Genomic DNA, 10,426 nt, shown 5'->3' with positions numbered 1-10,426 from the left:
CCATCCATGGCGGTACTGCGTGAGCTCCGGAGCGCCCGGCCCGGCCATCCTTGGCCGGTCGTTCGCGAAGGCGCGAGCCGGTGGCTCGCAAGCGCCTTCGCTCACCCCTTCAACGTATCGATGTCGGCGACGTTGATCGTGCGCCGGTTGCGGAACAGCGTGACCAGGATCGCCAGGCCGATCGCCGCCTCGGCGGCGGCGACGGTCAGGATGAAGAACACGAACACCTGGCCGGTGGCGTCGCCGAAGTGGCGCGAGAACGCGATGAAATTGATGTTGACCGCGAGCAGCATCAGCTCGATCGACATCAGCAGTACGATCACGTTCTTGCGGTTGAGGAAGATGCCGGCCACGCTGATGCAGAACAGCGCGGCGCCGAGCGCCAGGTAGTGGCCCAGGGCCAGGCCTTCGCCGAGGAAGTTCATGCCTTGTCCTCCCCTTCCGGCGCCTGGCCGTCGGGCGGCGGCGCCGCGGTGGTGCGCGGCGCCTCGGCCGCCATCTTCACCAGGCGGAAACGGTCCTTCGCCTGCACCGCCGACTGAGCCCCCGGGCTCTGGTGCTTGGTGCCCTCGCGGCGGCGCAGCGCGAGCATCACCGCGGCGATCACCGCCACGGTGAGGATCAGCGCCGCGACCTCGAACGGCAGCAGGTAGTCGGTGAACAGGCGATGCGCCACCCAGGCCGTGTTGGAGACACCAGCCGCTTCGGCGACGTCCGGCCCGAACGGGACCGCGCGCGCGCGGATGCCGATCAGGGTGAGCATCTCGGCCAGCATCACCCCGGCCACCAGCAGCCCGACCGGCAGGTAGCGCACATAGCCTTCCCGCAGCGGCGCCACGTCGATGTCCAGCATCATCACCACGAACAGGAACAGCACCATCACCGCGCCGACGTAGACCAGGATCAGCGCCACGCCGAGGAACTCGGCGCCGGCGAGGATCCAGGTGCAGGCCACGGTGAAGAAGGTCAGCACCAGGAACAGCGCCGCGTGCACCGGGTTGCGGACGCTGATCACGGCCACGGCGGCGATCACGGTGACCGCAGCGAAGACCAGGAAGGCGAGCAGTGTGAAGTCCATGGCTTACCTGTAGGCGGCGTCGGCGGCGCGGCGCTCGGCGATTTCCGCCTCGAGGCGGTCGCCGATGGCCAGCAGCTGCTGCTTGTTGACGATGTTCTCGCCGCGGTTCTCGAAGTGGTACTCGTGCACGTGGGTCTCGACGATCGAGTCCACCGGGCAGGATTCCTCGCAGAACCCGCAGTAGATGCACTTGAACAGGTCGATGTCGTAGCGCGTGGTGCGGCGGGTTCCGTCCTCTCGCATCTCCGAATCGATGGTGATCGCCAGCGCCGGGCACACCGCCTCGCACAGCTTGCAGGCGATGCAGCGCTCCTCGCCGTTGGGATAGCGGCGCAGCGCGTGCAGCCCGCGGAAGCGCGGCGACTGCGGCGTCTTCTCCATCGGGTACATCAGCGTGTACTTGGGCCGCCACAGGTACTTGAACGTCAGCCACAGGCCGCCGAGCAGCTCGAGCAGCAGCAGGCTGCGGAACCACGCCACGATGCGCTTCATCGCTGCACCCCCTCGAGCACGCCGTAGTAGGCCATCAGCGCGACCACGCAGATCCAGAAGATGCTGATCGGGATGAACACCTTCCAGCCCAGGCGCATGATCTGGTCGTAGCGGTAGCGCGGGAACGAGGCGCGGAACCAGACGTAGGCGCTGGCGAAGAAGAACACCTTGACGAACAGCCACCACCAGCCGTCCACAGACAGCAGCGGGATGCCCCAGCCGTGGAACGGCGACAGCCAACCGCCCATGAAGAAGATCGCCGCCAGGAAGCTGATCAGGATCATGTTGGCGTATTCGGCGAGGAAGAACAGCGCGAACGCCGACCCCGAGTACTCCACCATGTGCCCGGCCACGATCTCCGACTCGCCCTCGACCACGTCGAACGGCGCGCGGTTGGTCTCGGCGACGCCGGAGACGAAATACACCACGAACAGCGGCAGCAGCGGCAGCCAGAACCAGCTCAGGAAGCCGCCGTCGCCGGCCTGCGCCATCACGATGTCGCTGAGGTTCAGGCTGCCCGCGGCGATCAGCACGCCGACCAGGGCGAAGCCCATCGCGATCTCGTAGCTCACCACCTGCGCGGCCGAGCGCATCGCGCCGAGGAAGGCGTACTTCGAGTTGGACGCCCAGCCGGCCAGGATGATCCCGTACACGCCCAGCGAGGTCATCGCCAGCAGGTACAGCAGGCCGGCATTGGCGTTGGACAGCACCAGCTGCGCGTCGAACGGCACCACCGCCCAGGCGGCGAACGCCGGGGCCAGGGTGATCAGCGGCGCCAGCAGATAGAGCGACTTATGCGCGCTGGAGGGCTGGATCACCTCCTTGAACAGCAGCTTGAATACGTCGGCGAAGGCCTGGAACACGCCCATGCCGACGTACATCGGCCCGTGGCGCACGTGCATCCAGCCGATCAGCTTGCGCTCCCAGACCACATAGAAGGCCACCGCCAGGATCACCGGCACGGCGATCGCGAGGATCTTCAGCACGATCCAGACGATCGTGCCGAACGGGCCGAGCGCATGCAGCCACTCCTGCACGGGCCCGGTCAGCTGCGTCAGCAGTTCCGCGGTGTTCATGCCGCCACCACCTTCACCCGGCCGGCCGCGAGCGCCGCGGTGGCGCCGTAGCCGCTCTCGGCCCAGGCGGCGCCGCGCGCCACCCGGTCGCTCACCGTCACCCGCAGAGTCGCGACTCCCGCGGCATTGGAGACCTTCGCCATGGCGTTCTCGGCTACTCCGATATCGCCGGCGTCCTGCGGATGCAGCGCGATGCGCGGCCCGAGGTTGAGCGGATGCGACTGTAGCGCCGCCGCGCGCCGAACCACCGCGTCGGCGCGGTAGATTGCGGGCGCGACCGCCAACTCCAGACCGCCCGGTGCATCTTCATGGGAGCGATGGGAGTCGCGGCGGTCTTCAGCCGATGCGGGGACGCGACTTCCGTCGCTCCCGCCCGTGACCCGACTATCTCGGTCGCCCGGCTCGCCGTCGTCCCGGGGCTTCATGCTGGCGCGCAGCTCCGCCAGTTCGGTGAATTCGAACCCCGACAGCTGCAACTGTCCGCCGAGCGCGCGCAGCACGCGCCATCCGGCACGGGCCTCGCCCGGCAGCCGGCCCGCGGCGACGCAGCGCTGCACCCGGCCTTCGAGATTGGTCAGGGTGGCGTCGATTTCGGGAAGCGCGCCGATCGGCAGGATCACGTCGGCCACCGCACGCGTCGATTCGCAGGCGAAGTGGCTGAACGCGACCACCTGGGCGCCGCCCAGCGCCTTCAGGGCCGCGGCCTGATCGGCGAAATCCAGGCCCGGCTCGATCCCGTACAGCACGTAGGCCGCGCGCGGCTCGGCCAGCATCGCCGCCGCGTCGCGCGAGGCGGGCAGCACGCCGCGATGCGTCAGTCCCAGCGCATTGGCGCCCTGCGGGATGCGGCACAGCGCCGCTCCGTACCGCGCGGCGAAGGCGGCTGCCGCCGCGCGGATCGCCGCGGCATGCGGGCTGCGTTCCGCGATCGCACCGACGATGACCACCGCACGCTCGGCGCCGTCCAGCGCAGCGGCCAATCCCTCGTCGCCGCCGAGCATCCCGGCGATGCGCGAAGGCGGCACGACATGGCTGCCGGCCAGATCGAAGGTAGATTCGAATTCCACGGGGTTGACCGCGTGAACCCGCGCGCCCTTGCGCCAGGCCTGGCGCACGCGCTGGTTCACCAGGGGAAGCTCGTGGCGCAGGTTGCTGCCGACGATCACGACCACGTCGGAGGATGCGATCTCCGCCACCGGCATCGCGAACGGCTCGGCGACGGCGCCGTCGGACAGGTCGGGCTGGACGATGCGGTGATCGAGATTGCCGGTGCCCAGGCCCTCGGCCATGCGCGCCAGCAGCGCGCCCTCCTCGTCCGAGGTCGCCGGGTGCACCAGGACCCCGAGGTCGTCGGCGGCGTTGTCGCGCAGGATTCCAGCGGCCTTGGCCAGGGCCTCCTCCCACGAGGCCTCGCGCCACTCGCCGCCGTCCTTGAGCAGCGGCCGCAGCGCGCGGTCCGCCGCGGCCAGCCCCTGATGGGAGTAGCGGTCGCGGTCAGACAGCCAGCACTCGTTGACCGCCTCGTTGTCGCGCGGCACTGCGCGCAGCACCTCGCCCCGGCGCACGTGCAGGAACAGGTTGCTGCCCAGCGGATCGTGATAACCCAGCGACTCTTTCGCGATCAGCTCCCACGGCCTGGCGCGGAAGCGGAACACCTTGTTGGTCAGCGCGCCCACCGGGCAGACGTCGATGACGTTGCCGGACAGCTCGGTGGTCAGCGGCTTGCCGTCGTAGGTGCCGATCTGCAGGTTCTCGCCGCGCTGCATGCCGCCCAGCTCGTAGGTGCCGGCGATCTCGGCGGTGAAGCGGATGCAGCGGGTGCACTGGATGCAGCGGGTCATCTCGGTGGAGACCAGCGGACCCATGTCCTCGTCGGCGACCACCCGCTTGCGCTCGGCGAAGCGGCTGACCGAACGGCCATAGCCGAGCGAGAGGTCCTGCAGCTCGCACTCGCCGCCCTGGTCGCAGATCGGACAGTCGAGCGGGTGGTTGATCAGCAGGAACTCCATCACATTGCGCTGCGACTTCAGCGCCTTGTCGCTGCGGGTGCTGACCTTCATGCCGTCCATCACCGGCGTGGCGCACGCCGGCGCCGGCTTGGGCATCTTCTCCACCTCGACCAGGCACATGCGGCAATTGGCCGCGATCGCCAGCTTGTCGTGGTAGCAGAAGCGCGGGATCGCGATCCCGGCGCGGTCGGCGGCCTGGATGATCATCGAGCCCTTGGGCGCGGCCAGCTCGACGCCGTCGATGAAGACGGTGACGTGGTCTGGCGGCAGGTCGGGGTTGACGGGCTGGGCGCTCATGGGGTCGCTCCTTGCGGAGCCGGGAATCGGGAATCGGGAATCGGGAATCGAAACGCAACGGATTCCGGATTACGCACGATAGACCGGTCAAAGCGACGCGCACTGTTCGCTTTTACCATTCCCCATTCCCCATTTCCGATTCCCGGCCTCGTCATGCCGCGACCTCCAGCTGCCGGTCAACGATCGAGCGCCCGGTGCGGATGAAGTACTCGAACTCGTCCCAGTAGTGGCGCAGGAAGCCCTGCACCGGCCAGGCCGCGGCCTCGCCGAAGGCGCAGATGGTATGTCCCTCGATCTGGCCGGCGGCGGCCCTGAGCATGTGCAGGTCGTCGGTGGTGGCCTGGCCCTCGACGATGCGGCTGAGCATGCGGTACATCCAGCCGGTGCCTTCGCGGCAAGGGGTGCACTGGCCGCAGCTCTCGGCGTAGTAGAAGCGCGCGATGCGCTGGCAGGCGCGCACCATGCAGGTGGTGTCGTCCATCACGATGACCGCGCCGGAGCCGAGACCCGAACCCGCCTTCTGGATGCTGTCGTAGTCCATGGTCAGGCCCATCATCGTCTCGCCCGGCAGCACCGGCATCGACGAGCCGCCGGGGATCACGCCCTTGATGCTGCGTCCGGGGCGCATGCCGCCGGCCATCTCCAGCAATTCGGCGAACGGCGTGCCGAGGCGGATTTCGTAGTTGCCGGGGCGCGCCACGTGGCCGGAGACCGAGAAGATCTTCGGTCCGCCGTTGTTGGGCTTGCCGAGGTTGAGGAACCACTCCGCGCCGTTGCGCACGATCGCCGGCACCGAGGCGAAAGTCTCGGTGTTGTTGATCGTGGTCGGCTTGCCGTACAGGCCGAAATTGGCCGGGAACGGCGGCTTGTAGCGCGGCTGGCCCTTCTTGCCCTCCAGCGACTCCATCAGCGCGGTTTCCTCGCCGCAGATGTAGGCGCCCGCGCCGAGCGCGTTGTACAGATCGATGTCGATGCCGCTGCCGAGGACGTCCTTGCCCAGCCAGCCGTTGGCGTAGGCCTCGGCGGTGGCCTCTTCCAGGTGCTCGAACGGCTCGTGGTGGAACTCGCCGCGCAGGTAGTTGTAGCCGACGCTGGAACCGGTGGCGTAGCAGGCGATCGCCATGCCCTCGATCACCGCGTGCGGGTTGTAGCGCAGGATGTCGCGGTCCTTGGCGGTGCCCGGCTCGGACTCGTCGGAATTGCAGAGGATGTACTTCTGCATCCCGGAGCCCTTGGGCATGAAGCTCCACTTCAGGCCGGTCGGAAAGCCCGCGCCGCCGCGCCCGCGCAGGCCGGACTGCTTGACCATCTCGATCACGTCGGTCGGGGCGATCTTCTCCTCGAGGATCCTGCGCAGGGCGCTGTAGCCGCCGGTCTTGAGGTAGTTCTCGTACGACCACGGCTTGTCGAAATGCAGCGTGGTGTAGACGGCCTGGTGCTCCTTCGGCGCGGGGCCGACGGGGCCGTAGCCGGGCGAGGCGTGGGGAGTGTGGTGCGCCATGGTCTCGCGTCGCCTCACTTCAGTCCGTCGAGCAGCTCGTCCACCTTCTCGGTGGTGAGCTGCTCGTGATAATGGCCATTGATCACGACGACCGGCGCGCCGCAGCAGGCGGCCACGCACTCCTCCTCGCGCTTGAGGTAGACGCGGCCGTCGGCGGTGGACTCGCCCAGCCTGCAGCCGAGCTTCTTCTCCGCGTGCGCGACCAGATCCTCGGCGCCGTTGAGCCAGCAGCTGATGTTGGTGCAGAAAGCGACGTTGTTGCGGCCGACCTCGCGGGTCTCGAACATCGAGTAGAAGGTGGCGACCTCGTAGGCCGACACCGGCGGCAGGCCGAGGTACTTGGCCACCGCCGCGATCAGCTCGTCGGTGAGCCAGCCGCCGTTCTGCGCCTGCGCGGCGTGCAGCCCCGCCAGCACCGCCGAGCGCTTGCGGTCCGGCGGGAACTTCGTCAGCCAGTGGTCGATGTGCGCGCGCGTCCCGTCGCTCAGCGCGACCATCGGGTCGACGTTGCGTGCGTTCTCGAAGTTGCCGGTCGCTTTCATGCGATTGAAGCCGGGAATGGGGAATGGGGAATGGAGAATCGGAAAGCAGCCGGGAATCGGAAATCGGGAATCGGGAATCGAAAAGCTGCGGATTCCAGTTCCTGCTGGCGCGACAGGTCGAAGCGACGCGCGCTGTTCGCGCTTGCCATTCCCAATTCCCGATTTCCGATTCCCGGCCTCATCGATCGATCTCCCCGAACACGATGTCGTAGGTGCCGATCATCGCCACCACGTCGGCCAGCATGTGCCCCTTCACCACCGCGTCCATCGACGACAGGTGGGCGAAGCCGGGCGCGCGCAGGTGCACGCGGAACGGCTTGTTGGCGCCGTCGGAGACCAGGTAGCAGCCGAACTCGCCCTTGGGCGCCTCGACCGCGCAATAGGTCTCCCCCGCCGGTACGCAATAGCCTTCGGTGAACAGCTTGAAGTGGTGGATCAGCGCTTCCATGTCGTCCTTCATCTCCTCGCGGGAGGGAGGCGACACCTTGTAGTTGTCGATCATCACCGGGCCGGGGTTGACCTTCAGCCAGGCCACGCATTGTTCGATGATGCGCACCGACTGGCGCATCTCGGCAACGCGCACCAGGTAACGGTCGTAGCAGTCGCCCTCGACCCCAACGGGGATGTCGAAATCGACTTCGGCGTACTTCGCGTACGGCTGCTTCTTGCGCAGGTCCCAGGCCACGCCCGAGCCGCGCAGCATCGGGCCGGTCATGCCCCAGGCCAGCGCCTTTTCCGGCGGCACCACGCCGATGCCGACGGTGCGCTGCTTCCAGATGCGGTTGTCGGTGAGCAGGGTCTCGTACTCGTCGATGCGCGCCGGGAAGTCCTTGGCGAAGGCCTCCAGATAGTCGAGCATCGAGCCTTCACGCCAGGCGTTGAAGCGCTTGAGCTTCTCGCCTTTGCGCCATGGCGATTCGCGGTAGCGCGACATGCGATCGGGCAGGTCGCGGTAGACGCCGCCGGGGCGGTAGTAGGTCGCGTGCATGCGCGCGCCGCTGACCGCCTCGTAGACGTCCATCAGCTCCTCGCGCTCGCGGAACGCATACAGGAACACCGCCATCGCGCCCAGGTCCAGCGCGTTCGAGCCCAGCCACATCAAGTGGTTGAGGATGCGGGTGACCTCGTCGAACAGGGTGCGGATCCACTGCGCGCGCTCCGGCGCCTCGATCCCCATCAGCGTCTCGATGGCGCGCACGTAGGCATGCTCGTTGCACATCATCGAGACGTAGTCGAGCCGGTCCATGTAGCCGATCGAGTGGTTGAACGGCTTGGACTCGGCCAGCTTTTCGGTGCCGCGATGGAGCAGTCCGATATGCGGGTCGGCGCGGACCACGGTCTCGCCGTCCATCTCCAGGATCAGGCGCAGCACGCCGTGCGCGGCGGGATGCTGCGGCCCGAAGTTCATCGTGTAGTTGCGGATCTCCTGGCGCAGCACCGCGGCATTGCTGGCGCTGGCCTCGATCGGCTGGTTGACCGGGATGCTCGCGTCGCTCATTTCGCGTCCCCGGTCCTGCGCGCCATCTGCTCGCCGGCGGCGGTGGCGTAGCGCGCGTCGTCGCGGATCACCCGCGGCACGCCCACGCGCGGCTCCACCGAGGTGACCGGTTCGTACACGACGCGCTTGCGCTCGGCGTCGTAGCGCACTTCGACGTTGCCGATCAGCGGAAAATCCTTGCGGAACGGATGGCCGACGAAGCCGTAGTCGGTGAGGATCCGGCGCAGATCCGGGTGGCCGGCGAAGACGATGCCGAACAGGTCGAAGGCCTCGCGCTCGAACCAGTTGGCCACCGGCCAGATGTCGGTCAGCGAGGCGACGATCGGCAGCGCGTCGTCGGGCGCGTAGCAGGTCACGCGCAACCGCTGGTTGTACTGCACCGACAGCAGTTGCGCCACCGCGGCGAAGCGCCGCGCCGGCATCGGGATTGCGCCCTCGCCGTCGGGCTCGTGCAGCTGCCGGCTGGTGCTCTGGCCATAGCCGAACCGGCCGGGGCCGCGCCCTTCCACGCCGCGGCTGAAGCCTTCCGAGGACACGCCGGTGTCCCATTCGTCGCTGCCGTAGCCCAGATGGTCGAGCCCGCAGACGTCGATCAGCTGCTCGAAGCCGAACTCGTCGCGCAGCGCCAGGCAGCCGTCGTGCCAGGCGGCGGCGTCGAACACGATGCCGACCTCGCCGCGCGGCTCGGCCACCGAGACCTCGGCCCCATCGAAGCGCGCGCGCAGCCGCTCGGCGAAATCCATCACCGTGCCGCTCATTCGCGCAGCCCCGTGCGGGTCTCGCCGAAGTTGGTGGCGCGGCGGATCTTGCGCTGCAGCTGCAGGATGCCGTAGACCAGCGCCTCGGCGGTCGGCGGGCAACCGGGCACGTAGATGTCGACCGGCACGATGCGGTCGCAGCCGCGCACCACCGCGTAGGAGTAGTGGTAGTAGCCGCCGCCGTTGGCGCAGCTGCCCATCGAGATCACCCATTTCGGGTCGGGCATCTGGTCGTAGACCTTGCGCAGCGCCGGCGCCATCTTGTTGACCAGGGTGCCGGCGACGATCATCACGTCGGACTGCCGCGGCGAGGGGCGGAACACCACGCCGTAGCGATCGAGGTCGAGGCGCGCGGCGCCCGCGTGCATCATCTCCACCGCGCAGCAGGCCAGGCCGAAGGTCATCGGCCACATCGAACCGGTGCGCGCCCAGTTGAGCAGGATGTCGGAACTGGTGGTGACGAAGCCGCGCTCGAGCAAGGGGTTCTCCCCTTGCGGTCGCAGGATGTCGTCGAGCTGCCCCTCCGGCAGCGGGTTGCTGGCGAAGTCGGCGACCTTCTGGATCGTCTGGATCACTCCCATTCCAGCGCCCCCTTCTTCCACACGTAGATGAAGCCGAGCAGCAGCATGCCGGCGAAGATGCCCATCTCCACCAGGCCGACCACGCCGAGATCGCGGAACACGGTGGCCCAGGGCACGATGAAGATGATTTCCAGGTCGAAGATGATGAACTGGATGGCGATCAGGTAGTAGCGCACGTCGAACTGCATGCGCGCGTCCTCGAACGCGGCGAAGCCGCATTCGTAGGGAGCCAGCTTCTCCGCCGAGGGCCGCTGCGGGCCGAGCAGGTTGCCGATGATCAACAGGGCGACGCCGATGCCGGTGGCAACGATCAGGAACAGCAGGGTCGGCAGGTATTCGGCCAGCACGCGTTGTTCTCTCGGCTACTTGCCGCCAGGGCGGCCATTGCTCGGCGCTCTCGCGCCGGTCGCGGGGTACCGCGACGCGAAGGATGCGCGGACCGTTGCTGCCGGCCCGAACGACTTACGCCTTCCCTGGCGCAGGCGCGGCCGGCATTCCGGCCCCGCACACGAACCTGTGAATTGTAGCGGTTCGTAAACTCGCGAGTAAACGATTACGCGCGCATCGGCCACGCGTGAAGGAACCGTGACGCGC

11 protein-coding genes are annotated in these 10,426 nt (G+C 68.0%); all 11 read right to left on the bottom strand.

The window, feature by feature from the left end; genetic code table 11:
* Positions 1-101: 101 nt before the first annotated feature.
* Positions 102-425, bottom strand: coding sequence for an NADH-quinone oxidoreductase subunit NuoK (gene nuoK / locus H0E84_RS06915; protein ID WP_180677909.1), 324 nt, complete (start codon positions 423-425; stop codon positions 102-104).
* Positions 422-1,078 carry an NADH-quinone oxidoreductase subunit J gene (locus tag H0E84_RS06910; RefSeq protein ID WP_180677908.1) on the bottom strand — a complete coding sequence of 219 codons (657 nt, stop codon included), beginning with the start codon at positions 1,076-1,078 and terminating at the stop codon, positions 422-424. The genes nuoK and H0E84_RS06910 overlap by 4 nt, the downstream gene beginning before the upstream one ends.
* Positions 1,079-1,081: 3 nt before the next feature.
* Positions 1,082-1,570 (bottom strand): NADH-quinone oxidoreductase subunit NuoI, encoded by a 489-nt coding sequence (nuoI, locus tag H0E84_RS06905; protein WP_180677907.1) that lies wholly within the window; start codon positions 1,568-1,570, stop codon positions 1,082-1,084.
* Positions 1,567-2,646, bottom strand: a complete 1,080-nt coding sequence (gene nuoH, locus H0E84_RS06900) for an NADH-quinone oxidoreductase subunit NuoH (protein ID WP_180677906.1) — start codon at positions 2,644-2,646, stop codon at positions 1,567-1,569. The genes nuoI and nuoH overlap by 4 nt, the downstream gene beginning before the upstream one ends.
* On the bottom strand, positions 2,643-4,952 hold the full coding sequence (gene nuoG / locus H0E84_RS06895; protein ID WP_180677905.1) for an NADH-quinone oxidoreductase subunit NuoG: 2,310 nt from the start codon (positions 4,950-4,952) through the stop codon (positions 2,643-2,645). Before nuoG ends, nuoH begins: the two co-directional genes overlap by 4 nt.
* Positions 4,953-5,103: 151 nt before the next feature.
* Positions 5,104-6,453, bottom strand: a complete 1,350-nt coding sequence (gene nuoF / locus H0E84_RS06890) for an NADH-quinone oxidoreductase subunit NuoF (protein WP_180677904.1) — start codon at positions 6,451-6,453, stop codon at positions 5,104-5,106.
* A gap of 14 nt (positions 6,454-6,467) precedes the next feature.
* On the bottom strand, positions 6,468-6,995 hold the full coding sequence (nuoE, locus tag H0E84_RS06885) for an NADH-quinone oxidoreductase subunit NuoE (RefSeq protein ID WP_180677903.1): 528 nt from the start codon (positions 6,993-6,995) through the stop codon (positions 6,468-6,470).
* Positions 6,996-7,173: 178 nt separating this feature from the next.
* Positions 7,174-8,493, bottom strand: coding sequence for an NADH-quinone oxidoreductase subunit D (locus H0E84_RS06880; RefSeq protein WP_180677902.1), 1,320 nt, complete (start codon positions 8,491-8,493; stop codon positions 7,174-7,176).
* Positions 8,490-9,251, bottom strand: coding sequence for an NADH-quinone oxidoreductase subunit C (locus H0E84_RS06875; protein ID WP_180677901.1), 762 nt, complete (start codon positions 9,249-9,251; stop codon positions 8,490-8,492). Before H0E84_RS06875 ends, H0E84_RS06880 begins: the two co-directional genes overlap by 4 nt.
* Complete coding sequence (locus H0E84_RS06870; RefSeq protein WP_180677900.1) at positions 9,248-9,832, bottom strand: NuoB/complex I 20 kDa subunit family protein; 585 nt, start codon at positions 9,830-9,832, stop codon at positions 9,248-9,250. The genes H0E84_RS06875 and H0E84_RS06870 overlap by 4 nt, the downstream gene beginning before the upstream one ends.
* On the bottom strand, positions 9,823-10,179 hold the full coding sequence (locus H0E84_RS06865) for an NADH-quinone oxidoreductase subunit A (protein ID WP_180677899.1): 357 nt from the start codon (positions 10,177-10,179) through the stop codon (positions 9,823-9,825). The genes H0E84_RS06870 and H0E84_RS06865 overlap by 10 nt, the downstream gene beginning before the upstream one ends.
* Positions 10,180-10,426: the final 247 nt, after the last annotated feature.

The sequence above is a fragment of the Luteimonas salinisoli genome, assembly GCF_013425525.1.
Taxonomy (GTDB): Bacteria; Pseudomonadota; Gammaproteobacteria; order Xanthomonadales; family Xanthomonadaceae; genus Luteimonas; species Luteimonas salinisoli.
Note: the sequence above shows the minus strand (reverse complement) of the source record. Positions and strands in the feature narration are given on the sequence as shown.